Here is a 23,355-nt window from a genome sequence, read left to right on the forward strand (position 1 = left end):
CACTGCCACATCCTCGACCACGAGGACGCCGGGATGATGGCCACCGTGGTGGTCGCATGATCGACACCGCTCGCGTGCCCTCGGCCACCTGCATACCAATAAACGACTGCAGTGAGGCGATCTCAACAAGATCAGCAGGGCCGAGGGATGCGACACGCCCGAGCGCGCGAACGCAGTGCTGATTTCTGCATGATCGTCGGCCAGGATGTTCACACAGAATCGTCCTGCTTCCCGAATGCGTGGCCACGTCGCCGAGCTGCGTGCCGGCGCGAAGGACACCAGAGGCGGATCGAGCGACAGGGAGCTGAACGACTGGCACATGAAGCCGGCCGGTCCTTCCGGCGTGATCGCGGTGATCACGACGATGCCGGACGGGAAATGGCCCAGCACGTTGCGCATGTACAAGTATGCCGTCGCCGCGCTCGCGGCCGGACGAATGGTGGTCGTCACCGACGACGCAGACCGGGAGAACGAGGGTGACCTGATCCTGCCGGCCGCTACTGCCACAGCCGAACAGCCTCCGCGCTCTCGCGGATCCGGCCACGCGGCCCGAAGACCTGCGACGACCCGGACACGTCTTCCCGCTTCGAGCCCGAGACGGCGGCGTCCTCGTCCGTGCGGGGCACACTGAGGCCGCAGTCGACCTCCTGCGCCTGTCCGGGCACGAACCTGTCGGAGTGATCGGAGAAATCGTCGCTGCGGACGGGTCGATGGCCCGAGGAGAACTGCTGCGGACCTTCGCCGCCGAGCACGACCTGCCGATCCTCGCGATCGCTGACCTCGTGCGATACCGGCGAGCTACCGAGCGACTGGTCGAGCCCGTCGCCACCTCGGCAATGCCGACAGTGTTCGGGGACTTCCGGGCGGTTGCGTACCGATCGAAGATCGACGATACGGAACATCTCGCCCTGGTCTACGGCGACGTCGCCGCCGCCGGCGACACAGACCGTGGCGCGCTGGTCCGGGTGCACAGCGAATGCCTCACAGGCGACATCATCGGGTCATTGCGTTGCGACTGCGGGGCACAGCTCGAGCAGGCACTTCGTGCGATCGTCACCGAAGGGGCCGGCGCTGTCGTCTACCTCCGCGGCCACGAAGGTCGCGGAATCGGCCTGGCACACACGATTCGCGCCTACGCGCTGCAGGAGTCCGGCCTGGACACCGTCGACGCCAACACCGCGCAGGGGCTCCCGGTCGACAGCCGCTCGTACGGCACAGGTGCGCAGGTCCTTGCCGATCTCGCCATCACCCGGCTCCGGCTCATCACGAACAACCCCGCCAAGTACGGCGGCCTTGATGGTTACGGCCTGGAGATCCTCGGCCGCGTCGGTCTCCCGACCAGTACTTCGCCACACAACGTCCGCTACCTGCGTACGAAGCAGGAGCGCATGGGGCACGTTCGATCAGGGGGCGAGAGTACGGGTTGACGCAGAATCCATGGGCGGGGTCGGAGTGAGCAGAACTGACGTCTTCGACGAGCCCAAACCAGTGGATGCAATGAATTCGCCTCAGCCGTAGCGTCGAAGCCATGGCGAGGGCTCGGCACCACCGTGCGGGGCGACGATCGATCGCTGCGTTCGCGCAACGGCGCCCCGGCTGCGCGACGGGGATAGCGACGTGGTGGGCCAGGGAGCTACCGTGCGGGCGTCCAGGTCTGACGACGGTGTCCGGGGCGAGTTGGAGGGAGGGGCGACCCGATGCGTGCGACAGGGGCGCTGGAGCCGAGCTCATCCGACACCTCGCGCATGCCCCTGGCCCGTTCCCCGATCTGCGTGACGGAGGACCTCGATGAGGCCAGGGATGTCATCTGCCGGCTCTACTACCCGCACCGGCTCGACATCGCCGAGGATCAGCCGCTCGACCTCGTGCTGAACGCCGCGGTCAGCGGGAGCATGACCCTGGGGTTCTGCACGTTCGGAGCCGATGCGCGGCTCGACGCGCCGACCCTCGAGGACTGCTACCAGATCAACCTCACCGTCAGCGGGGGGACATCGGCGTACCTGTATCGGCAGCGCAAGTACGTGGTGACGGAGGCGGGCGTCCGCGCTGTGATCTTCACGCCGGCCGACTCGGTGCGGCTCGAATGGCCGGCCAGCACCGGCCAGTTCGCAGTCAAGATGCCGGCGCCGGCCCTGCACGACCATCTGTCGAACCTGCTGGGCGCGCCGGTGTCCGGGCCCGTCGACTTCCACCCCGAGGTCGATCTCCGGGCGCCGGCAGGAGCTCGGCTGGCGTCGGCGATCGCCTACTACGCAGGCGAGATCGATCGCTTCGGCGGGCGGATGAGCCCCATCCTGGAAAGCCAGTTCGAGAACCTCGTCATCGCGAGTTTCCTGCTGAGCTCACGGCATCGGTACTCTCAGGAGCTGGCCGGAGGTGACTCCCGATCCGCCCGGCCGGCAGTGGTGCAGCGCGCCCTCGATTTCATCCACGAGAACATCTCCGAGCCGATCGGTCTGGCCGACATCGCGAGCGCCGCCGGGGTTTCGGCCCGTTCACTGCAGATCGCCTTCAGCCGGAACCTCACCTCTGCGCCCATGGCAGTGGTGCGCGACCTGCGCCTCACCCGTGTTCACGAGGAGCTGTCCTCGAACGACCCGGAGTCAGCGACCGTCTCGAGCATCGCGACGCGGTGGGGTTTCCTGCATCAGGGTCGCTTCGGTCAGCAGTACCGAGCCCGTTACGGATGCCGCCCCGTCGACACGCTCCGAAGGAACCACTGAGCTGCCGCGGACTGCTCGTGGTCAGCGCATCCAGCTCCAGTCGATCAGGCCGGGATCCTCGGCAACACCTTGGCCGCCCCGGCCCCATCCGAGACCTCACCGGACGGAGCACACCACGAGCGGGTGTCTGCCGATACGACTGTCATGACCTCGTGCTTGGTTGCCCCGACCTTGCCGCGGCACGCGCCCTCGTCCGCTGCGCTCACAAGCCCAGCTCCTCGCCGAAAGCGCCCTCTTCCAGACGGGCTCGGACTGCGCTGACGAAGCGGCCGGCGTCGGCACCGTCGACCAGACGGTGGTCGTAGGTCATCGGAAGGTAGCAGCGGGAGCGGACGGCGATCTGGTCCTCACCGTCCGGGCCGGTGATCACAGCAGGAGTTCGGTAGACGGCTCCCGTGGCCAGGATCGCAACTTGGGGCTGGTTGATGATCGGAGTGTCGAACAAGGCACCGACGCTGCCGATGTTGGTGATCGTGAACGTGCCGCCGCTGAGTTCGTCTGCCGTGATGGTGTTCGTGCGGGTGCGCTCGGCAACGTCCGCGATACGGCGGGCGAGCCCGACAACACCCAGCTCCTGGGCGTTCCGTATGACCGGGACGAGCAGCCCCCGTGGGGTGTCAACGGCGACGGCGAGGTGGACGGCGTCGTGATAGATCGCTGACTTGCCGTCCTCGGAGATCGACGCGTTGAAAGCACGGAAGGTCGCCAACGTCTCGACCACGGCCTTCGCGATGAACGGCAGGAACGTCAGCTTGATGCCCTCGCGCCGGATGAAGTCGTCCTTCGCCGCGACCCGCAAGCGGGCAATTCGGGTGAGGTCAACCTCCTGGACCGTGGTCAGCTGCGCCGACAAGCTCAATGACTCCGTCATGCGCGAAGCGATGATCTGCCGCAGCCGCGACATCGGTACCTGCGTGCCTGCCAACTCAGCCGACGCCGACCGTCCAGCTCGGCCCGGACCCTGCTGCGGCTCCTCGATCGGAGCCGGCTTCGCGGCCTGCTCGACGACCGGCTTCGGGGCGACCGGCGCCGCAGGCGCCGATTCCGCACGCGCCCGCTGAATGGCGGTGCTTTCCGCGGGCGCGGCCGCCGGCGCGGGCTTCATATCGATCACCGGTTCCGTTCCGACGTCGGAAGACTCGCCCGCCTCGCCGACATGCGCGAGCAGGCCGCCGACCTCGACTACCTCGTCCTCACCGACGAGCAGCTCGAGCACTGTGCCCGCCACCGGTGAGGGGATCTCGGTGTCGACCTTGTCGGTCGAGACCTCGAGCAAGGGCTCGTCGACCGCGACCGTGTCGCCGACGTCCTTGAGCCAGCGCGTCACCGTTCCTTCAGTGACGCTCTCCCCGAGCTCGGGCATGGTGACGGAGACGGACATAACGGCAAGGGCTCCTCGGGTGACTGGGTTAGAGAAGGTCGAGGGCGGCCGCGACGATGGCGTCGCTATCGAGGCCGTGGTGGCGGTAGACGGACTCGAGGTCTCCGGACTGTCCGAACCGGGTGACCCCGAGGTGGGTGGCGCGCACAGAGTTGATCCCGGCCAGGAACGCCAGCGTGTGTGGGTGACCGTCGAGCACGGTCACCAGAGGGGCGGCCCGACGTGCGGGGAATGCGGTGTCCAGGACCCAGGTGTCCGTATGTGCGGACCGGGCCGAGCGCCCGGACCTGGCCAGCACGGCGTCGAACAGGAGTCCGGGGCTCGTCACGCACACCACGTCGACGGCCGTGCCGAGCGACTCGAGCCGCTCCGCAGCGCCGATTGCCTCGGGGAGCACCGCACCCATCACGGCGATGGTCACGGCGGGCGCCTGCTCGAGGCTGCGTCGGATCGGGTATGCGCCGGCCACCACCTGACGACGGCGCCGCTCGCGTGCCGCCGCGTCGGTCGGCACCGCGGCCAGGGTCTGGTCGACCGGCCGGGTGGACAGACGCAGGTACGCCGAGCTGCCGTCCGGACGGCCCAGGCGGGCCAGGGAGGCGAACAACGTCCACTCGGTGTCGATCGCGAACGCGGGCTCGTAGGTGACGCAGCCCGGCTGCTCCAGTCCGACCGACGGTGTGGTGATCGACTGGTGTGCCCCGCCCTCGGGCGCCAGCGACACCCCCGACGGGGTGCCGACGAGGATCGACTGCCCACCGGCGTAGATGCCGTACGACCACGGCTCCAACGCCCGCTCGACGAACGGGTCGTAGAGCACCCCGATCGGCAGCAGCGGCTGCCCCCACCGACTCCAGGTCGCACCGAGCTCGCCGAGCAACCCGACCAGGTTGCCCTCGGCGATGCCCAGCTCCAGATGCTGGCCCGTGGGCTTCTCCCGCCAGTGCAGAATGGTTTCCGGATCATCCTCGAACCAGTTCCGCCGCTCATCGGGCGACCACACGCCGACCTTGTTCACCCAACCCCCGAGGTTCGTCGAGGACGAGACGTCCGGGCACAGCGTCACGACGCGCTTGGCGGCCTCGGGCGAGGACCGGGTCAGATCCAGCAGGGCTCGGCCCAGCGCCGCCTGCGTGGTGGCCGTGCCCGAGGGGGTGCGCCCGATGTCGACGGGGAGTTCACCGACCGAGGTTGGTGACATCTGGTCCCTGCGCAGCCGCTCCGCGGCAGCAGCACAGGCCTCGCCGGCCTCGCTGTCGGCGGGGAACCGCTGCCAGGGTGCGTCGAGCGACATGCCGGAGCTCTGCGCGAGGTCGGCGATCTGCTCGGCTGACAGCAGTGAGGAGTGGTTCTGCGGGTGTCCCTCGCTGGCCAGTCCTCGCCCTTTGACGGTGTAGGCAAAGATGACCGTGGGGCGAGCGTCGTCGATCGCGCCGAGCACGTCGCCGACGGCCCGCAGGTCGTGGCCGCCGAGGTTGCGGACGGCCGCGTGAAGCGTGTCGTCGTCCAGCGTGGCGACGAGCTCGGTCAGGACAGGCGTGTCCGGCAACCGCTCGCGTAGCTGTGCCGGGGTGCAGCGCAGCAGCCGCTGGTACTCCGGGTTGGCCATTTCGTCGATCCTGCGGCGCAGGTCGTTTCCCCCGGGCCGCTCGAAGAGCTCGTGGAGCAGGCGGCCGTACTTGACGGTGAGCACCTGCCAGCCCGCAGCCTCGAACATCCCCTGCAGGCGCGTCGCTCCGATGTTCGGCACGACTCGGTCCAGGCTCTGCCGGTTGAGATCGACGATCCACACGACTTCACCGAGCTCACCGACCATCGGGTCGAGGATGGCCTCCCACACCGCGCCTTCGTCCAGTTCGGCGTCACCGACGAGCGAGTACTGGCGACCGCTGCCGGCGCCACCGAGGTGGGAGTTGACGTAACGGCGGGACAGAGCGCCCCAGATCGGGGCGGTAGCACCGATGCCGACCGAGCCGGTGGAGTAGTCGACGGTGTCGGGGTCCTTCGACCGCGACGGGTAGGACTGCAGTCCACCGAAGGACCGCAGCGTGGTCAGGTAGGACTCGTCGAGGTCGCCGAGCAGGTAGTTGATCGCGTGCAGGACCGGTGACGCATGGGGCTTGACCGACACCCGGTCCCCAGCGCGCAGGTGTTCGAAGAACAGGGTCGTCATCAGCGTGGTCATCGACGCGCACGACGCCTGGTGCCCGCCGACCTTGAGCCCGGTCGGATTGGCCCGAACACGGTTGGCGTGGTCGATGATCGCGGTGGAGAGCCACAGCACGCGCTGCTCGATCTGCTCGAGCACGACGAGACGACCTGCGTCCTGCTCAACAGGAATGACGTTCGTCATCAGTGCTCCTCTCGGGAGACAGGTGAAGTAACGACCGGAGAGCTCGTGAATGCGTTCGCGTGATTGCGCGTGTGACCCGCCGGCGCCAGTCGATCGGCGAAGGGTCGCCGGGACCTCGGTCGGTGGTGTGCGATCTGCCGAGCCCGGCCCCGGGGCACGCTGGGCTGTCAGCCCTGAACCGCCCTCGGGCTCGTCCCCCCGGCCGCTTCGCGCAGCTCGCCCTTCCGTATCTTCCCGGTCGAGGTCCGCGGCAGCCCGGTGACCATTTCCACCTCGCGCGGCGCCTTGTACCGCGCGATCCGACCCCGGACGTGCTCGATGAGCGCCTCCGACGATGTCTCCGCACCCATGGCGAGGACCACATACGCCTTGGGGCTCTCGCCCCACCTCTCATCCGGAACGCCGATGACCGCAACGTCGGCCACGTCCGGATGGCTCAACAGGGCCTGCTCGACCTCCACGGTAGAGATGTTCTCGCCACCGGAGATGACGATGTCCTTGGCGCGGTCGAGGAGCTTGACGTATCCGTCCGGGAACATCACGCCGAGGTCGCCCGAGTGGAACCAACCCCCGGCGAACGCCTCCTCGGTGGCGGCGGGGTCTCGGTGATACCCCTTCATGACCGTGTTGCCCCGCATCACGATCTCGCCCATCTCGATGCCGTCGGGGTTGACGTCGACCAGCCCACCGGCATCATCGCGCTCCCGGCGCACCACGCGCATGCGATCAGCGGTGAGCATCCCGACGCCTTGCCGAGCGAGCAACTCGGCCTGTTCCTCCTCGGGACGAGTCGTCCAGTCGTCGCCGACCTCGGCGACCGAGTAGGGGCCGTAGGTCTCGGTCAGCCCGTAGACGTGGACGACCTCGGCACCCAGCTTCCGCATCCGCGCGATGATCGTCGGGCTCGGGGGCGCCCCTGCCGTCGTCACGGACAGCGGGCGGTCCAGCGGATGCGCCTCTGGCGCATCGGCCAGGGTGGTCAGCACCACCGGCGCACCGGCGAGGTGGGTCACCGCCTCCGAATCGATGAGTGACCAGACCTCGGCACCGCGAACCGCTCGGATACAGAGGTGGGTCCCCGCTACCGCCGCGAGCGCCCATGTCGTGCACCACCCGTTGCAGTGGAACATCGGGAGGGTCCACAGGTAGCGGCTGCCGTCGACGAACCGCTGATGCTGGACCTCGGCGAGTGAGTTGAGGTAAGCGCCGCGGTGGCTGTACTCCACACCCTTCGGCCGACCGGTCGTACCTGACGTGTAGTTGATGCTGATGGTCCGCGTCTCGTCGTCCACCTCCCACGGGAGGTCCTCGCCCGACGCTCGGGTCAGCAGGTCGGAATAGCGGACCGCGCTCGCCGCGGAGTGGTACACGCCGCTCTGGTCGGGGACCTCCACGACCTCGCGGACCGTGGGGAAGTCGTGGCCCAGATCCAGCCCGTCGAGGAGATCACCGTCGCCGATCAGCAGCGACGCCGCCGAGTGCTGGCAGATGTAGGCGACCTCGGACGGGCTCAGCCGGGTGTTGACGCACACCAGCACCGCGCAGGCGAGCGGCACGGCGAAGTGGGCGGCCAACAATTCGGCAGAGTTGCTGCCCAGAAAGGCGACCCGGTCGCCTGGTCCGATCCCGCTCCCTCGCAGAGCCCGGGCGAACGCCACCACCTCCTGGCGGAACTCCGCCCACGTCCATCGACGTCCTCCATCGATGACCGCCACACGGTCGGGGTGCACCTCGGCTGCCCGCGCCATGAAGCGCAGTGGTGTCAGCGGGACATCGAGTCCGGACATCGAATTCTCCATACGAGTAGCTACGAGGTCCCGTGCGACGGACACGGGTAGGGCGGCGAGACCGAATGGTTCGGAGACGTGCCTGCGGACGGATCCGGCGCACACTGCAGGACGACGAGGCGCTCACTCGTTCCCGCGGACGGCCGTCCGCAGTTCGCCCAATCCCTCGATCCGGCTCAGCAGCTCGTCTCCCGGACGGAGATAGACCTGCGGATCTCTGCCGAACCCGACACCGGACGGCGTGCCCGTGAAGATCACGTCTCCGGGGTGCAACGTCAGGTGCCGCGACAGATAGGAAACCACTCGCCTGACGTCGAAGATGAGGTGCTTCGTGCTGGACTGCTGGACGACCTCGCCGTTGAGCAGGCAGGTGATCTCGAGGTCATCCGGGTCGGCGAGCTCGTCCGGAGTCACCAACCACGGACCCAGTGGACCGAAGCCCCGCAGTGACTTGGCGAGTCCGAACTGCTGTGGTGCCGGCCCCGCGAACTGCAGAGTCCGGTCGCTGATGTCCTGTCCGATGGTCAGGCCCGCCACACGGTCCCACACCGTGGCTTCCGAAACGTCGCGTGCGATCGCACCGATCACCACAACCAGTTCGACCTCCCAGTCGATGGTCGAGTTCGGCAGGACGAGCGGCGAGCCCGGATCCGCTATGCATGAACTGAACTTCGGGAAGACGAACGGCTCCTCCGGGAGCTTCAGCCCGCTCTCCTCTGCGTGGTCGGCGTAGTTCAGTCCGACCGCCAGGCACTGCCGAGGCCGCGGGACGGGAGCACCGACATCCACCGGCGTGGCCGGTAGCGATGCCGGGCCGGGCCGTGTCGCCGCCCAGTCCCGGAACTCGGTCCATCGGGCGTAAACGGCTTGAGGATCTGAGCTGAAACGACCTTCGCTGGCCTCGGCGACGTCGACCAGAACGTCCCGCTCCTGCAGGTGCAGCCGTCCTCCCACGTTCGCGATCCTCATCGGACCACCATCCGGCCTTCCGGGGCGGTGTGCCGTCGAGGCTCCCCGGAGCATGCGGTGCCCTTCACAGGTGAGCCGATTCCGGTGAACAAGACCGACCTCCTCTGGTCCTTGACGTGATCGACCTGCCGCGTGCACGGCGTGGGCGCCGGCCGCGATCTGGTTGTCCAGCGCATCGATCCCGGGCGTCAGCGGGTGGGCGGTGGGGTGTTCAGGGCTTGAACGGTTCCCTCAGGCCCATCTCCTCAAGGCGGGGAAGCACCTGCTCGACGAAGTACGGGAGCTCCTCGAGGTAGTCGAGCATCCCGAACACGACGCCCTCGACGCCGATGTCGTGGATCTCCTTGAGCTGCTCGGCGACCTGGTCGGGGGTCCCGATGAACTGCGGGCCACCGAGGCCGACGATGCCGCGGTCGACGAGTTCGCGCATCTCCTCGCTGAGCGAGCCGCTGCCGATGCCGAACTCGCGCAGGAAATTCTCCGCGGCGGGCCGATCAGCCATCTCCAGCATCTGGTCGACCACCGCTCGCGCCTCCTTCTCGGTCTCCCGGCACACGAGAAAACCGTCGGTGAGCGGTGAGATCTCGCGGTCGTACGTCTCACGAGCGAGCTTCTTGGCGCCCTCGACGTGCTGGGCACCGGACTCGAGATCGTTCACGATCGCGAAGTTGTAGTCGGCCTCGCGCGCCGCGAAGTTCACTCCGGCAGGCGAGCCGCCGGCGTTCAGGATCGGCGGGTAGGGGCCCTGGAAGGGCTTCGGCAGCGACTGCACCTCGCGCAGCTGGAAGAACTCGCCGTCGAAGTCGAAGGGCTCCTTCGAGGTCCAGATCCGCTTGACCAGCCCCATCCACTCGGCCCCGTACCGGTAGCGGTCGTCGTGGTCCATCATCTCCTGGCCGAACATCACCATGTCCGGGGCGAACCAGCCCATCACGGCGTTGAAGGCATAGCGACCCTTCGCGATGTGGTCGATGGTCGCGCATTGTTTGGCTGCCATGACCGGGTGGGCCAGGGTGAGGTGCAACGTCGAAACCACCGTGATGTGGCTCGTCTCCGCAGCGATCCCCGCCGCCCACGTCATGGTCTCGAACGACTCCGAGAACGGGTCGGTGTTGCCACCCATGCCGCGCCACCGGGCGACGGGGATGAGGAACTCGATCCCTGCCTGGTCGGCTGCCCTGCAGATCGCCGAGGTGTGCGGCCATGTGATCTCGTAGCTGGTCGGCGCGGTGGTGAAGGAGAGACCATTGCTCACGTTGTGCCCGAATAGACCGAGCTTGAGTTTGTTGCCCTTCCGGATCTGCTCGCGAGCAGTCAAAGGGGTACCCGCCGAAGTCGTCATCCCACGTCCTTGTGTCGAGAGGCCTGCCAGCACGCTAGGAGAGAACTCTCGACCACCGATATCCCCGCGACGCAGCCCCGAATCCGATTCCCGAACCTCCGGCGCGGAGCTCATCTCGCTGTCACAGCTAGAGGTCGAGGACCAGGTGGGATATCCGTGCTTGCGCAGCAGATCATCCGGCGCACGTGTTCTCAGCGGCGGAGGGCGCCCGCCCGCCTCCTTCGTGAAGCGGCCTGTCGTCGACGTGAAGCGGATAGACCCCGACCTCTCGGCGCATTACAAATCTCTCAGTCCCGCTTCGCGTCCTCGGCTATCGACGCGCGGCGGGATGACCAGCCCGACGGGCCCCGAATTAAAGGGATCGCGAGCCTGGGAGCCGACCGATGCGGACTACTGGGACGCCGGCATCACTCAAGTCCAGCGGAAGTCAGCATCAGCAAGATCGGCCCAGTTTCCGCCGTTCTTCGAACCTCCGATTAATCTAGAACAGAACCGGGACGGTCGGCCATCTGATCACCGTCGAAGCACTTTCCGCGCGCGCATCGACAACCGATCAGCATACCCCGCGATCGATCACTTCTGTTACCCCCGATCTCGCCGCAGCCGAGCGGTGGGTGGCGCCGCTGAAGGGATGCTGGCCTGCAACAGTGAGCGCGGTGGACGCCATTTCCCCGTTCGCGACCATGGCCCGACGCGGTACTGCGAAGTCGCACGGCATCGATCGAAGCAAGTACGACAGGATCAACGAGGAGCAGTCGTGAACGAGACCATCGAGATCGGTGCCGTGAGCGTGACCAGGGTGATGGAGTGGGAGGGACTCTTCGCTCCCGTCACCGACTTCGTACCGGAGAGCAACCGGGAGTTCTGGGAAGAGCGGTCAGACGTGCTCACCCCCGACTTCTGGGACCGCGAGAGCGGCATGGCCCGCGCCTGCCTGCAGACGTTCGTAGTGCGCAGCGAAGGGCGCACCATCCTCATCGACACCGGTGCAGGCGACGGCAAGGAGCGGCCGTACCTCCAGGTGTTCGGCCACCTACAGACGGGCTTCATGGAGCGCCTGGCCGCCGCCGGCGTCCGCCCCGAGGACGTGGACGTCGTCGTGAACACGCATGTCCACGTCGACCACGTCGGCTGGAACACCGTCCTACGAGACCGAGAATGGGTACCTACCTTCCCGAACGCGCGGTACCTGTTCTCGAAGGCGGACTTCGAGTTCTGGAACCCACTCAACGGCCACGAGCGGCTGGGCACGTGGGTCAACCACAACATGTTCGAAGACAGCGTGCTGCCAGTGCACCAGGCCGGGCTGGCCGACGCCTGGGAGGGCGACACGCTGCAGATCGATTCGAACCTGACCCTGGAGCTGGCACCCGGTCACACCCCCGGGCTCACCGTGGTGAAGGTGGAGTCCGAGGGTGAGCGCGCCGTGTTCGTCGGGGACCTCATGCACAGCCCGGTCCAGATGCTGCGTCCGGACTGGAACAGCTGCTTCTGCGAGGACGCGGCCATGGCCCGCAGGTCCCGGCGCAGGATCCTTTCGTGGGCCGCCGACGAGAACGTCCTGGTGGTTCCTGCGCACTTCAATGGACACCATGCCGCCGAGGTCATCCGAGACGGCGAAAACTTCGACCTGAAGGCGTGGGCCGCGTTTCGACCCCAGATCTAGGGCTGGCTGGACAGTGTTTCGGCCCCGGATCCAGCTGGACGGTATGGATGCGTCCGGGTGGCCCTCACCCTGGCGGCTCCCTCCGAGCCCGAGCTTCGCAACACGGATATCGCCGAGCCACGTATGGGATATCCGAGCCGTCCCTCGCGGACTAGCGTCATTGCAGCCGGATCCGCCTCGAGCAGGTCCGTGCGCCGTACCGACAGCCGGTAGGACCGTTGCTTCGTAGCGACGACGAGAGGCAGAGCAGCCGTGAACGATTCGATCGATGGCCCGTCCGCCGCCGACGGCCAGCGGTGGCCCGGAGATGCCGTGGCCGCGGTCAGCGTGACGATGGACAACATGGGCGAGGCCTACGAGCTCGAATCCAACCTGTGGCCGTCCGAAATGCCCGTCGGGAACCATTTCTCCGTTTTTAGTTCTTTGCCTCCCATGCTAGAGATCCTGCAGTCCTACAACGTGCAGGTCACCTACTTCGTCGAGGCCTGGAATACGGACGTGTACCCCGACACGATCAAAGATGTGGCCGCGCGCGGCCACGAGATCGGCCTTCACGGCTTTCGCCACGAGGCCTGGTCCGCCCTCGACCCGCAGCGCGAGGAGGAGCTGCTCGACGTCTCCGTTCGACGCTTCCGAGAACTCGGTATCAGCATCCGGGGATTTCGACCCCCGGGCGGCGGCCTGAACACCGGCACTCGGGAACTTCTCGCCGGTCACGGGATCGACTACACCTCCCCGGCGGGAGAGCACGTGGTCGCGGCCGACGACCACGTATTTCTACCGTTCCGGTGGAGATGGATCGACGCCTACTGCTATTTCGAGCCGCTGGAGGAGATGCGCAAGTCTGACGGCCGCCCACCCGGGCTCATCGACCCCCAGGGATTCGAGGAGATCATGGAAGCCTGCATCGGCGAGGTCATCGAGTCGGGTGGTTACGCGTCACTGTTGTTCCATCCGTTCCTGCACGACGACGCCGACCGGCTCGCGGCCATGCGCAGAATCGTCGAACGGATTTCGACAGACTCCCGACTGTGGTGCGCTCCGTGCGGCGAGGTAGCCGATTGGGTACGCGGTAGGCCTGGGATGTTCGACAAGGACCCGGGCCTGACCACACAGAGTTGGATGCGATGACGCCCACCGGCGGATGGCTCGACGGACGACGAAGCCTTCGATGACCTCGGCCGGCGGGCCACTGGTGGCCGAGACGGTTCCGCTCGGGCCACCGTCGATGGGTCGCGCAGCACCCAACCGACTTCAGGCCCAGAACTCCTCGAGCGCCCGGGCAGCGCTAGTCGGTCCGCTGCTGTCCTGACGATCGACCTGCCACAAACCTCGGCGCTCACGCCGCATCGCGATCGCATCCATGCGCATCCAACTGATGACCAGCACCAAAGCGCAGTCCAGTTGACCAGCGGTGTAGCCGCTCGTTGACTAGTGCGGTGGCCACGAACGTTGCCGGGTTCATCGCGTGATCCAGGTGGCTCCTCGCAAGGCGCCGGCTCTCCCGACCAGCGGGTTCAAGAATCAAGCCACGCAGCGTCCATGACCGCTGCGCCCTGCGGATGCAGCTCACCGCGGGCGACGTAGATGTCTGTAAGGGTGCTGATCTTGGCCGGCCGGTTACCGGTTAGGTCGGCCTTCTGGCGGTCGGTGAGTACGCCGGAGTCGTGCCAGATCGTTGCCGCAGTCTTGCGGAACGCGTGGCTCGTGACCGGCCAGTCCATTCGAGCTCCGAGACGAGCCTCAAGGATGTGGGTCGTCATGTTGTTCGGATCCTTCCAGTTCAACCCGGGCCGTGTGCAGCCCATCACCCCGATGACGAACGATGTTGCCCGTAATGGCGACGATCGGGACCGCCCGGAGTTCGTCGCCGTCAACGACCGGGACGCCGTCGAGGTCGAGGTCGCACCACCTCACAGCGAGCGCCTCGCCGATCCGCACGCCGGTGCCGAGCATGAAGGTCACGAAGTCCGGGAGGTCGCGCCGCCGCGCTGATGCCTGTGCCTTGGCTTCTTGCGGATCGTCGGAGTGGCCATGCATCCAGCCCAGGAATCGCCTGCGCTCCGGCCGTTAGCGCCCGCGCACGGCGTGGGGTCGACTCGATCGGGTTCAGGTGCCGGACCGGGTTGTCCCGGAGCGCCCCGTGCTGCACAGCGAGCCGCAGGATCTGCGAGAGCCTCCGGAAGGTGAAGTTCGGAGGGAACCTCTTCGAGAAGGTCGCCGAGTACATTTCGCACCCCTGACGGTTGCGTGTCCTCATCGGCTCGGGTCGGGCAGCTTGTGGGCCATCCGCTCCTCGACGACGGTGTACTCGGCCATGCCGCCGTCGATGGACAGGCCGTGGAAACCGACATGAACGGTCCTCCTCGTCGAGTTGCCTGCGACGCTAGGGACACGACCGGCGCGCGGGTGTTCGGTTTCAGGACACTCTCAGCGCACGGGCACGGTGCTGACCGCCTTGACGTGCTGGAACTCGTGCATGCCCTCGAGTCCCCCGTCGCTGCCATAGCCGCTGTCCTTGATCCCCGACAACGGCGAGTCGCGGTGCACGATGACCCCGGTGTTGACGCCGACGGTGCCCGCCTCCACACGAGCGGCAAGTGCGTCGCCGCGTGCTGCCGAGCCGCTGAAGACGTAGGCGGCGAGACCGACGGGCAGCCGGTTGGCCTCGGCGATGGCCTCGTCGTCGGTCGCGTAGGGGTTGATGACGGCGAGCGGGCCGAACGGCTCCTCGTTCATCGCCGCCGACGTGACCGACGCTCCGGTGACGACCGTCGGCGCGACGAACCAGCCCGGACCGTCGAGAGCAGCGCCTCCGCACTGCACGGTCGCGCCGGCGTCGACGGTGCGGTCGAGGAGATCGAGCAAGCCACGCCTGCGGCGCTCGACGGCCATCGGTCCCATCTGCATGCCGTCGTCGATGCCCGGTCCCACCCGTAGTCCGGTGGCGTACTCGACGAAGTGGTGCACGAACTCGTCATGGATCGACTGCTCGACGAGGAACCGGGTCGGCGAGATGCAGACCTGGCCGGCGTTGCGGTACTTCGTGGTAGCCAGGCTCCGCGCGGCAGCGGGGACGTCGACGTCGGCCGTGACGATGACCGGTGCGTGGCCGCCCAGTTCCAGGGTGGCGCGGGTGAGCGCGCCGGCGGCGAGGCGGCCGATCTCGCGACCGACGGGTGTGGATCCGGTGAAGCTCACCGCGCGGATCTGCGGTGCCTCGATCAGCTCGCGGCTGATCCGCACCGGGTCACCGTTGACGACGTTCAGGACGCCGTCGGGCAGGCCGGCGTCCTTCAGGGCCTGGGCGACGGCGAGGAACGAGGCCGGGGTCTCGGGGGCGGGCTTCACCACAGCGGTGCAGCCGACAGCGAAGGCCGCGGCGAGCTTGCGCGCGGCCAGTGACGCCGGGAAGTTCCACGGCGTCAGGATCGCGACCGCCCCGATCGGCAAGTGCTGCACAGAGACCTCACCGCCGGCGACCGAGCCGGGCTCGACCCGTGCCGTCGGCCCGGAGGCGCGGTCGGCGTACCAGCGGAACAGGTCGACGATCGACATCATCTCGGCCCGCGACTCGGCGAGTGTCTTGCCCTGCTCGAGGGTCATGACCAGCGCATCCGCGTCCGCCCGGCCGGCGAGCACGTCCGCGGCCCGACGCAGCACGTCCGCCCGCTCGGCAGGCGGGGCGGCAGACCAACCGGGGAAGCTGCGGCTCGCGGCCTCGATCGCGGCTCGGACCTGACGGGTGTCGGCCGCAGGTGGGCGGCCGATCGCGCGACCGGTCGCAGGATCGACGACGTCGACGATCCCCTCGCTGCCGCCGTCGCCGGATTCCTGGTCACCGTCGATGAACAGCGTCGGCTCGGGGTAGCCGGTGGCGGGCAGCGTGGACGCGGCGTCGATGGCCATGCGGAGGTCCTTCCGGGACGGGTGGCGGGCGCGGCGAGCGTAGGTCGGCGACGGGTCCGTGATGCGTGCGTCGGCCGAAGCTGTGCCAAGAACGAACACTGCGGGCGGACGCTCGCAGCGAGACTGCGGCGCATGTACTTCCTCATCAGCGACGACGCGGTCGAGCTCGTCGATCCACAGGACGTGAAGGCGTTCTCCGTGCGCTGCCCCGCAGATCTCGACCATGCCGGGCTGGCGGCCAGCGTGGACCGGGCGGAGCTGGGCGAGATCCTCGACTCCGGCCACCTGATGGTGCCGGTGGCGACCATCCGTCGCATGGCCGGTGACCGGGTCGGACCCGGCTGGGACAACGATCTCGCCGGGATGCTCGCCTATGCCGCGAGCAAGGGCTGGACCAGCGCAGACGGGTCGCGGGTCCGCGCCCACGTCGAACGGGTCTGACCCCGCGTAGCTGTCCCAGGAACGAACACCCACGAATCGGTGGCTCGCCGAGGACTGGCTTCCTCGTCGTCGAGTGGAGGGATTCAGCCGTGGGAGACATCTCGGGGTCGGTCGCACTGGTGACCGGAGCAGCGCAGGGGATCGGCCGGGCCATCGCACCGCGGCTCGCCAACGACGGAGCCGATGTCGCCGTCGTCGACCTCAACGGCGACAAGGCCGCGTCGGTGGCCGACGAGATCCGTGCTCTCGGTCGCAAGGCACGTCGATCCAGGCCGACGTGAGCGACCGCGAGCAGGTCTTCGCGGCCGTCGTGCAGCCCCGCGCCGAGCTCGGATCGCTCGACATCATGGTCAACAACGCGGGCATCGTGCAGGTCGAGCCGCTGCTCGACGTCACATCCGACAAGCTTGATGCCATCGTGGGCGTGAACCTCAATGGCGTCGTCCGGGGGATCCAGGCGGCCGCGGCGACCTTCCGCGAGCACGGCACGAAGGGCCCCATCATCAACGCGTCGTCCATCGCCGGGCACGACGGGTTCGCCATGCTCAGCGCCTACTGCGCCACGAAGTTCGCGGTGCGGGCGCTCACGCAGTCGGCGACGGCGGCATGGTCTACCGCTGACCTGCACCGCCCTGGTTGGCGCCGTACGGCGGCGAAAGTGTTCCACAACGCAACAGCACGGCGTGGTGCCGTCGTGTGAGCGTGTGACCTCCCGATTTCCTGCCCGAGTGAGGACGACGATGCCCGCACCCACGTTCGGTCTCTGGTACGACTTCCGCAATCCTCCGCAGTGGAGCCAGCCGATCGGCCCGCTGTACCGCGAGACGATCGACCAGATCGTCTGGTCCGAACAGCTCGGCTTCCGGTCGGCCTGGTTCAGCGAGCACCACTTCGCGCCCGACGACTACGCGTGCTCGCCGATGATCGCCGCCGCGGCCGTCGGGGCCCGCACGACGGAGATGCGGCTCGCGACGAACATCATCGTCGCCGCCCTGCACAACCCGGTGCGCCTGGCCGAGGACTCCATCGCCCTGTCGCTGATCACCGACGGGCGGTTCGACCTCGGCGTCGGGCTCGGCTACAACGAGCGGGAGTTCACGGCGTTCGGCCGGGTGCGCAAGCAGCGGCCGAGCCTGTTCGAGGACGCGATCGCCATCATCCGCGCGGCGTGGAGCGGGAGCGACGCAGGCTATGAAGGCAAACGGCTGTCGATGCCGGCGGTGCGGGTCACGCCTCAGGCCGAGAAGACACCGGCGCTTCCGATCGGCGCGGTGGCCCCGAAGGGTTTGGAGCGGGCCGCCCGCCTCGGTGACGGGGTCATCACGCTGTCCAACGATCACTGCCAGGTCTATCTCGACGCGCTGGTCGAGAACGGCAAGACCCTCGACGACGGCGCCATCTACGCGAGCCAGTGGGTGGTGCTCGCGGAGGATCCCGAACGGGAGTGGGCCCGCATCGGCGAGCACGTCCTGTACCAGGTGAACAAGTACATCGAGTGGGGGTCGTTCGAGGGGTCGGGGGTGCCGGACCACTTCGACACCCCGCAGCAGATCCTGGACTTCGGCGTCTACCGCCTGTGGGACGCCAGCACGGCGGTCGAGGAGTTGACCGCACTCGCCGAGCGGTACCCGCAGATCCGCGACTTCCACTTCTGGGCGCAGTTCCCCGGGGAGACGGTCGAGTCGGGTTCCGCGCGCGTGCAGTACATCGCCGACAACGTGATCCCGGCGGTGCAGAGCCGGCTGGAGAACACGACCGCCGGGGTCTGAGGCCCCCCGCACGCGCCGAGCGCCGCGGCTGAGGAACGTCCTCGCCGCGGCGCTCGGTATCACGTCGTCAGGTCAGGTGGTACTCACGCATCTTGCGGTAGAGCGAGGACCGGGAGATCCCCAGTTCAGCGGCCGCGGCGGCCTTGTTGCCGTCGTGCGCGGTCAACGCTGCGCTGATGGCATCGGCCTCTGCGGCCTGGATGGCCGTGAGTCGCGCTCGGGCCGCGTCGCGCGACCAACGCTTGGGCAGATCGGCGACGTCGAGGACGGGGCGTCGCTGGATGCTCATCCAGCGACGGAACTCCTCCAGCTGACGGTGGTTGCCCGGCCACGGGTGCCGCTCGACCAGATCGACGGCCGCTCCGGAGAGGACGGGCATCGCCGGCCCTTGATCGACCAGGCGTCCCAGGATGTCGTGCGGCCGGCGGCGCAGCGGCGGGACCTCGAACGGTTCGGAGGCGAATCGGTCGAGCAGCGACTGCAGCACGGGGCTCGGTTCGACACCGGTCGGGGTCCACGTGGCCACCATGCGGAGGCCGTCGCCGGTGCGCGGCAGGGCGTCGAGGATTCGGCCCAACGACCTGGACGCGCCGAGGGTGAGCGATTCCAGGTGCGACAGCAGCAACGGCGGCTCCGCAGCGTCCTCGCTCGTGCGGGTCAACAGTTCGCGAGCCACAGCCAGCCACTGCCGCGACCCGATCTCCTCCGCCTCGGCGCCGTCCAGCTCGGGAAGGGGTGTCGCCGAACCGAACGTCTCCTGCACCAGTGTCCGCTTGCCGACGCCCGACTCACCGGTGACGAGGACCCGGTCCGGCCCTTGGGCCGCGGCCCGCAACTGCGTGTGCAGGTCGGACCAGTGCGGTGTCCGCGGCGGCGTGGCGCGGCGCGCCGCGGAGGAGGTCGGGGCGTCCGGGCCCGGTGGGTCGGCGACGATCACCAGGCCGACGACCGAGCCGGCGTGCTCGATCGCCCGCCACGTGATCTCCTCGGTGCGTTCCGGCGCGACGTCGGCTACCGGGGCGCGGCCGGCCTCGACCTGGTTCCACAGCGAGCGGTGGTCGATGCCGAGCTTGGCTCCGGCCTTGTTGGCGATCACGGTGTCGCCGTTGACCACAACGACCGCGCTGTCCGCGCGGCGACGTTCGGTGAGGAAGTGGTGGAGCAGCTCGCGCTCGCGCAGCGTGCTGTCGCCGTAGAGCTGCTCCTCCACCTCCCGCACCAGCTTGAGCAGTGTCGCCGCCATGAGGGGGCTCGCGTCCCTGGTGAGGCTGGTGACACTGAGCGTGCCCGCGACCCGTCGCGTGATGGGGTGTCGGATCGCGGCTCCGGCGCACGTGAACGGGTGCAGGGCCTCCGCGAAGTGCTCCGCACCGTGGATGGTGATCGGCTGGGCGGTCTCCAGCGACGTGCCGAGACCGTTGGTCCCGACGACATCCTCACTCCAGCGGGTGCCGACGACCGCGGAGTTCCGGTTGAGCAACGTGCTCAACCGGCTGTCCTCGTCCCAGCGCCACAGCATCGTGCCGTCGGGGGCGCTGAGCAGCAGACTCGTGTTGGCCCCGATCAGCACCTCGGCCATGGCGCTGAGGATCGGCACCGCAACCCGCGCGATCTTGGAGTCGAGTGGTGCCGCACCGGGAAGGATGGCCACGGTGTCGGGACTGACACCGCTGAGTTGGCTGCGGCGCCAGGAGTTCACGATCTCCGGGCGCAGCACGGAGCCGGCCCGGCCCCCGTTCTCGAGCCATTCGCGATCGTCGTCGATCATGACTTCGCCCCTTCCGCGGCGACCCCGTACCAGCTTCCCTGATTTGCCCGCCCCGCGCCTGCGCGGGTGGGATGACCGTCAGGCCTTGCCGGCCTCGGCGCGCTCCTTGGCGTGCCGGTCGGTCGCGGCCTGGATCGCGGCACCCTGGCGGTCGTTCAGCTCGGTCCAGCGCGAGACCGCGTAGTCGGTGGCCGTCTGCAGTCGGCTCGTGCTGCCCTGGAACTTCGGCTTCACGTGGTTGGCGAACAGCTCGTAGCTCTTCAGCGTCGCCGCGTGCGGCGCCCACTCCTGGTGGATCAGCAGGTAGGAGCCGAATCCGCCGGACTGCTTCTCCAGCCGCTCGACCTGGGCGACGGCATCGTCCGGCGTGCCGATGACGCCGAGGCCCGTCTCGTTGACCCAGGCCACCCGCTCCTCGAAGGTCTTGCCGGCCGCCCGGAAGTGCGGCGCGGCGAGGATGTTCTGGGTGTAGTCGCACCACGCGTCGAGCCCGTGGCGGACGTCCTCGATGGCCTGCTCCTTCGTCTCCGCCAGGTGCATCGGGCCGGCGAGGCGCCACTTGGTGCGATCCGGGGTGTGGCCGAACTGCGGGGACCGCTCCTCCATCACGTCCCAGTGCAGTGCCAGCGCGTCGAATCCACCCGCGGCCGTGGCGCCCACGGACATCAGGTTGATCCCGTTCTTCGCGGCCACCCGTGGGCCCGTCGGGCTGGCGATGGCCGCGACGAGGATGTCGAAGTCGCTGAACGGCGCGAACTGGGTGTGCGCGTCCTGCAGGCGGTAGCGCGGGGTCTCGTGGGTGACCTTCTCCCCACGCAGGATCGCCATCAGGACGTCGACGTCCTCCTCGAAGGCGCCACGCTGCTCCTCCAGCGACAGACCGATCATCGTGGCGTCCGTCGGGAGTGCACCCGGCCCGAGGCCGAGCATGAACCGGCCGCGCAGCAGCCGGTCGGTGAACAGCGCGCGGTCCGCGATCCACAGCGGGTTGTGGTAGGGCAGTGACACCACGCCGGTGCCGAGCTTGATGTGCTTGGTCTCTTGCGCCGCGTAGGCGATGAAGATGAACGGGTCCGGGATCAGCTCGGCACCGCACGAGTGGTGCTCACCGATCCACGCCTCCTCGAATCCCAGCATGTCCATGTGCCGGATGACGGCCAGGTCACGCTCGATCGCGTAGGTGGGGTCCTGCCCCACTGGCGTGTGGAACGGGGCCATGAACGTTCCGAACTTCAGTGCCATGTCAGCTCCCTTGCTGGGTCCTACCGACGGATGCGGGCCGACGGATGCGCACGCACTCAGCAGTGCGACGGAACGGCAGATTCACACGAAGGCAAGGGGGCCGAGTGTTCTCTTCTGGGACACTCATCACGCATCTCGGATTGGGCGATCGAGGGCCGGTACCGGCCCGCCACCAGCAGCGGAGCTCAGACACGATCCACGCGGCGCGTGGCTGTCGAGCTACAGCCACGTCGTCGCCCGTCGGGCTCACGTAGCGCGGCCGAGCGGACTCCGATGCCCGGGAACGGCCGATTTTGCAACAGTTCGAGGTTGGCGGACCGGGTTAGCGTCCCCCCTCAGCGTGGGTGTCGAAGCGGACGCCCCAGGAGGGAGCGGCCCGATGAGTGGCCCGCAACGAGGAATCGAGCCGGTGACGGCAGTGGAACAGCTGCGCCGGGCCTTCGGCTGCTTTCCGTCCGGTGTCACGGCGGTCTGCGCACAGTCCGGCGATGTCCCGATCGGGCTGGCGGCGAGCTCCTTCACGTCCGTGTCCGTGGATCCACCGCTGGTATCGGTGTGCATGCAGCACGGCTCGACGACCTGGCCGAAGCTGCGGGAACAGCCGCGGCTGGGGCTCAGCGTGCTCGCCGAGGGCCAGGACGAGGTCTGCGCACGGCTGGCCAGCAAGACCGGCGATCGGTTCGCCGGGACCGACTGGATCGGCTCCGACGACGGCGCGGTCTTCGTCCACGGCGCCACGCTGTGGCTCGACTGCACCATCCACGCCGAGGTGCCATCGGGCGACCACGACATCGTGCTGTTGCAGATCCATGGGATCAGCGCCGATCCGGACACGTCGCCCCTCGTCTTCCACGGCAGCCGGTTCCGGCGCCTCACCGCGATCTGAGGGGTCGGAATGACCACGAGCGACATCCGCGTCAGGGCGGCCCTGGCCGCCATCGCTGCCGGTCGACCGGTCGTCGTCGTCGACGACGCCGACCGCGAGAACGAAGGCGATCTCATCTTCGCGGCGAGCCTCGCGACTCCGCAGCTCGTCGCCTTCACCGTCCGGCACACGTCGGGGTTCGTCTGCGTGGCCCTGCCGGAAGCCGAATGCGTTCGCCTCGATCTGCCGCCGATGCACCACGACAACGCCGACCGGTTCCGCACTGCCTACCGGGTCACCGTCGACGTGCGCGGTTCCGGGACCGGGATCTCGGCTGCCTCGCGGGCGGCGACGATCACCGCGCTCGGCTCGCCCGCCGCGACCGCGCACGACTTCGTCCGTCCCGGCCACGTCGTACCGCTCATGGCTCAGTTCGGTGGTGTCCTCACCCGACCCGGCCACACCGAGTCGGCGGTCGACCTCGCCCGGCTCGCCGGGCTCCCGCCTGCGGGTGCGCTCTGCGAGATCGTCTCCCGCGAGCACCCCGGCGAGATGGCCCGCGGACCGGAGCTCGAACGCTTCGCCCGCGAGCACGATCTCGTGCTGATCTCCGTCGCCGACATCATCGGGTTCCGGTTGCGCACCGAGCAGCAGGTGCAGCGCGTGGTCACCACGTCCCTGCCGACCGAGTTCGGGCCATTCCACGCAGTGGGGTACCGCGGATGCAACGACGGCGCGGAGCACGTGGCACTCGTGGCCGGGTCGCTCTCGGACGTGGACGCGGACTCCCCCGTCCACGTGCACACCGAATGCCTCAGCGGCGATGTGCTGCGCTCGTCGAGCTGCGACTGCCGGCGTGCGCTCGACGAGGCGATGCTGCGGTTCGGGGCCGAAGGGCGCGGGATCGTCGTGTACCTGCGCCCGGCCGGCCGTGCCGCTGCCTGCGCGCTCCTGGACGAGACGATCAGCGCGTCGTGGTCGACCACTTCCGCGACGGAGTGGATCCTCGCCGACCTCGGTGTCCGGGCCGTGGTGTCGACCACCGGAGCTGCGCCGGTGCGGCTCGACACCCTGGCCGCGGCGCGCGCCCGCCGCGAGACCCCGCCGCGCCGCATCGCCGGCTGACGATCCCCAACGACG

Annotated in this window: 18 protein-coding genes and 3 pseudogenes; 11 read left to right on the forward strand and 10 right to left on the reverse strand. The window is 68.4% G+C overall.

What is annotated here, in order from left to right; translation table 11 throughout:
- The first annotated feature begins 9 nt into the window (after positions 1 to 9).
- Positions 10 to 60: a hypothetical protein gene (locus ACFPFQ_RS02655; RefSeq protein WP_379614634.1), complete on the forward strand. Its 51-nt coding sequence runs from the start codon at positions 10 to 12 to the stop codon at positions 58 to 60.
- 156 nt (positions 61 to 216) lie between these two features.
- Here the strand turns inward: ACFPFQ_RS02655 and ACFPFQ_RS02660 are convergent.
- Positions 217 to 399 (reverse strand): annotated as a pseudogene (locus ACFPFQ_RS02660) (flavin reductase family protein); the annotation flags it as partial.
- Here ACFPFQ_RS02660 and ribA point away from each other — a divergent pair.
- Positions 365 to 1,427: pseudogene (gene ribA, locus ACFPFQ_RS02665) on the forward strand (GTP cyclohydrolase II). The pseudogenes ACFPFQ_RS02660 and ribA sit on opposite strands and share 35 nt — an antisense overlap.
- 318 nt (positions 1,428 to 1,745) lie before the next feature.
- Entirely contained in the window at positions 1,746 to 2,723 is a 978-nt protein-coding gene (locus ACFPFQ_RS02670) for an AraC family transcriptional regulator (RefSeq protein WP_379614356.1), read from the forward strand.
- 202 nt (positions 2,724 to 2,925) lie between these two features.
- On the opposite strand, the gene ACFPFQ_RS02675 is transcribed toward ACFPFQ_RS02670, so the two are convergent.
- From ACFPFQ_RS02675 to ACFPFQ_RS02695, 5 genes are all read right to left on the reverse strand, one after another.
- Positions 2,926 to 4,104 (reverse strand): 2-oxo acid dehydrogenase subunit E2, encoded by a 1,179-nt coding sequence (locus ACFPFQ_RS02675; protein ID WP_379614358.1) that lies wholly within the window; start codon positions 4,102 to 4,104, stop codon positions 2,926 to 2,928.
- 28 nt (positions 4,105 to 4,132) lie between these two features.
- Positions 4,133 to 6,457 (reverse strand): transketolase-like TK C-terminal-containing protein, encoded by a 2,325-nt coding sequence (locus tag ACFPFQ_RS02680; protein ID WP_379614360.1) that lies wholly within the window; start codon positions 6,455 to 6,457, stop codon positions 4,133 to 4,135.
- 167 nt (positions 6,458 to 6,624) lie between these two features.
- Complete coding sequence (locus ACFPFQ_RS02685) at positions 6,625 to 8,244, reverse strand: AMP-binding protein (RefSeq protein ID WP_379614636.1); 1,620 nt, start codon at positions 8,242 to 8,244, stop codon at positions 6,625 to 6,627.
- A gap of 123 nt (positions 8,245 to 8,367) precedes the next feature.
- The gene (locus tag ACFPFQ_RS02690; protein ID WP_379614362.1) at positions 8,368 to 9,213 is read right to left on the reverse strand and encodes a fumarylacetoacetate hydrolase family protein; all 846 of its coding nucleotides are present in this window, start codon (positions 9,211 to 9,213) and stop codon (positions 8,368 to 8,370) included.
- Positions 9,214 to 9,424: 211 nt separating this feature from the next.
- Entirely contained in the window at positions 9,425 to 10,555 is a 1,131-nt protein-coding gene (locus ACFPFQ_RS02695) for an LLM class flavin-dependent oxidoreductase (protein ID WP_379614364.1), read from the reverse strand.
- A 757-nt stretch (positions 10,556 to 11,312) separates the two neighbouring features.
- Here ACFPFQ_RS02695 and ACFPFQ_RS02700 point away from each other — a divergent pair.
- Together ACFPFQ_RS02700 and ACFPFQ_RS02705 are read left to right on the forward strand one after the other, a co-directional pair.
- Positions 11,313 to 12,221: an MBL fold metallo-hydrolase gene (locus tag ACFPFQ_RS02700; RefSeq protein WP_379614366.1), complete on the forward strand. Its 909-nt coding sequence runs from the start codon at positions 11,313 to 11,315 to the stop codon at positions 12,219 to 12,221.
- Positions 12,222 to 12,473: 252 nt separating this feature from the next.
- The gene (locus tag ACFPFQ_RS02705; RefSeq protein WP_379614368.1) at positions 12,474 to 13,352 is read left to right on the forward strand and encodes a polysaccharide deacetylase family protein; all 879 of its coding nucleotides are present in this window, start codon (positions 12,474 to 12,476) and stop codon (positions 13,350 to 13,352) included.
- Between the two features lie 386 nt (positions 13,353 to 13,738).
- On the opposite strand, the gene ACFPFQ_RS02710 is transcribed toward ACFPFQ_RS02705, so the two are convergent.
- Positions 13,739 to 13,984: a hypothetical protein gene (locus ACFPFQ_RS02710; protein ID WP_379614370.1), complete on the reverse strand. Its 246-nt coding sequence runs from the start codon at positions 13,982 to 13,984 to the stop codon at positions 13,739 to 13,741.
- Between ACFPFQ_RS02710 and ACFPFQ_RS02715 the strand changes: the two genes are divergently transcribed.
- Entirely contained in the window at positions 13,971 to 14,216 is a 246-nt protein-coding gene (locus ACFPFQ_RS02715; protein WP_379614372.1) for a hypothetical protein, read from the forward strand. The genes ACFPFQ_RS02710 and ACFPFQ_RS02715 overlap by 14 nt on opposite strands.
- Positions 14,217 to 14,651: 435 nt before the next feature.
- On the opposite strand, the gene ACFPFQ_RS02720 is transcribed toward ACFPFQ_RS02715, so the two are convergent.
- Positions 14,652 to 16,130, reverse strand: coding sequence for an aldehyde dehydrogenase family protein (locus ACFPFQ_RS02720; protein WP_379614374.1), 1,479 nt, complete (start codon positions 16,128 to 16,130; stop codon positions 14,652 to 14,654).
- A gap of 132 nt (positions 16,131 to 16,262) precedes the next feature.
- On the opposite strand from ACFPFQ_RS02720, the gene ACFPFQ_RS02725 reads away from it, so the two are divergent.
- The 3 genes and pseudogenes from ACFPFQ_RS02725 to ACFPFQ_RS02735 all read left to right on the forward strand — a co-directional run bounded on the left by ACFPFQ_RS02725 (position 16,263) and on the right by ACFPFQ_RS02735 (position 18,340).
- The gene (locus tag ACFPFQ_RS02725) at positions 16,263 to 16,571 is read left to right on the forward strand and encodes a hypothetical protein (protein ID WP_379614376.1); all 309 of its coding nucleotides are present in this window, start codon (positions 16,263 to 16,265) and stop codon (positions 16,569 to 16,571) included.
- Between the two features lie 73 nt (positions 16,572 to 16,644).
- A pseudogene (locus ACFPFQ_RS02730) lies at positions 16,645 to 17,271 on the forward strand (SDR family NAD(P)-dependent oxidoreductase); the annotation flags it as partial.
- Positions 17,272 to 17,311: 40 nt separating this feature from the next.
- A complete protein-coding gene (locus ACFPFQ_RS02735; RefSeq protein ID WP_379614378.1) occupies positions 17,312 to 18,340 on the forward strand; it encodes an LLM class flavin-dependent oxidoreductase in 1,029 nt (342 codons plus the stop codon).
- A 67-nt stretch (positions 18,341 to 18,407) separates the two neighbouring features.
- Here ACFPFQ_RS02735 and ACFPFQ_RS02740 read toward each other — a convergent pair whose 3' ends face one another.
- Together ACFPFQ_RS02740 and ACFPFQ_RS02745 are read right to left on the reverse strand one after the other, a co-directional pair.
- Positions 18,408 to 20,108, reverse strand: coding sequence for a sigma-54-dependent Fis family transcriptional regulator (locus ACFPFQ_RS02740; RefSeq protein WP_379614380.1), 1,701 nt, complete (start codon positions 20,106 to 20,108; stop codon positions 18,408 to 18,410).
- Between the two features lie 78 nt (positions 20,109 to 20,186).
- Positions 20,187 to 21,350, reverse strand: coding sequence for an LLM class flavin-dependent oxidoreductase (locus ACFPFQ_RS02745; RefSeq protein ID WP_379614382.1), 1,164 nt, complete (start codon positions 21,348 to 21,350; stop codon positions 20,187 to 20,189).
- Between the two features lie 379 nt (positions 21,351 to 21,729).
- On the opposite strand from ACFPFQ_RS02745, the gene ACFPFQ_RS02750 reads away from it, so the two are divergent.
- Positions 21,730 to 22,236: a flavin reductase family protein gene (locus ACFPFQ_RS02750; protein WP_379614384.1), complete on the forward strand. Its 507-nt coding sequence runs from the start codon at positions 21,730 to 21,732 to the stop codon at positions 22,234 to 22,236.
- Between the two features lie 9 nt (positions 22,237 to 22,245).
- Positions 22,246 to 23,340, forward strand: a complete 1,095-nt coding sequence (gene ribB / locus ACFPFQ_RS02755) for a 3,4-dihydroxy-2-butanone-4-phosphate synthase (protein WP_379614386.1) — start codon at positions 22,246 to 22,248, stop codon at positions 23,338 to 23,340.
- Positions 23,341 to 23,355 lie beyond the last annotated feature (15 nt).

The organism is Pseudonocardia sp. GCM10023141 (assembly GCF_042653605.1).

Excerpts from the sequence above, each read along its gene's own strand:
- ACFPFQ_RS02690 (WP_379614362.1), bottom strand. The coding sequence starts at position 9,213 with ATGAGGATCGCGAACGTGGGAGGACGGCTGCACCTGCAGGAGCGGGAC.
- ACFPFQ_RS02715 (WP_379614372.1), top strand. The coding sequence starts at position 13,971 with ATGTGGGTCGTCATGTTGTTCGGATCCTTCCAGTTCAACCCGGGCCGT.
- ACFPFQ_RS02670 (WP_379614356.1), top strand. The coding sequence starts at position 1,746 with ATGCCCCTGGCCCGTTCCCCGATCTGCGTGACGGAGGACCTCGATGAG.
- ACFPFQ_RS02740 (WP_379614380.1), bottom strand. The coding sequence starts at position 20,108 with ATGATCGACGACGATCGCGAATGGCTCGAGAACGGGGGCCGGGCCGGC.
- ACFPFQ_RS02750 (WP_379614384.1), top strand. The coding sequence starts at position 21,730 with ATGAGTGGCCCGCAACGAGGAATCGAGCCGGTGACGGCAGTGGAACAG.
- ACFPFQ_RS02685 (WP_379614636.1), bottom strand. The coding sequence starts at position 8,244 with ATGTCCGGACTCGATGTCCCGCTGACACCACTGCGCTTCATGGCGCGG.
- ACFPFQ_RS02720 (WP_379614374.1), bottom strand. The coding sequence starts at position 16,130 with ATGGCCATCGACGCCGCGTCCACGCTGCCCGCCACCGGCTACCCCGAG.
- ribB (WP_379614386.1), top strand. The coding sequence starts at position 22,246 with ATGACCACGAGCGACATCCGCGTCAGGGCGGCCCTGGCCGCCATCGCT.
- ACFPFQ_RS02745 (WP_379614382.1), bottom strand. The coding sequence starts at position 21,350 with ATGGCACTGAAGTTCGGAACGTTCATGGCCCCGTTCCACACGCCAGTG.
- ACFPFQ_RS02725 (WP_379614376.1), top strand. The coding sequence starts at position 16,263 with ATGTACTTCCTCATCAGCGACGACGCGGTCGAGCTCGTCGATCCACAG.
- ACFPFQ_RS02695 (WP_379614364.1), bottom strand. The coding sequence starts at position 10,555 with ATGACGACTTCGGCGGGTACCCCTTTGACTGCTCGCGAGCAGATCCGG.
- ACFPFQ_RS02680 (WP_379614360.1), bottom strand. The coding sequence starts at position 6,457 with ATGACGAACGTCATTCCTGTTGAGCAGGACGCAGGTCGTCTCGTCGTG.
- ACFPFQ_RS02710 (WP_379614370.1), bottom strand. The coding sequence starts at position 13,984 with ATGACGACCCACATCCTTGAGGCTCGTCTCGGAGCTCGAATGGACTGG.
- ACFPFQ_RS02735 (WP_379614378.1), top strand. The coding sequence starts at position 17,312 with ATGCCCGCACCCACGTTCGGTCTCTGGTACGACTTCCGCAATCCTCCG.
- ACFPFQ_RS02675 (WP_379614358.1), bottom strand. The coding sequence starts at position 4,104 with ATGTCCGTCTCCGTCACCATGCCCGAGCTCGGGGAGAGCGTCACTGAA.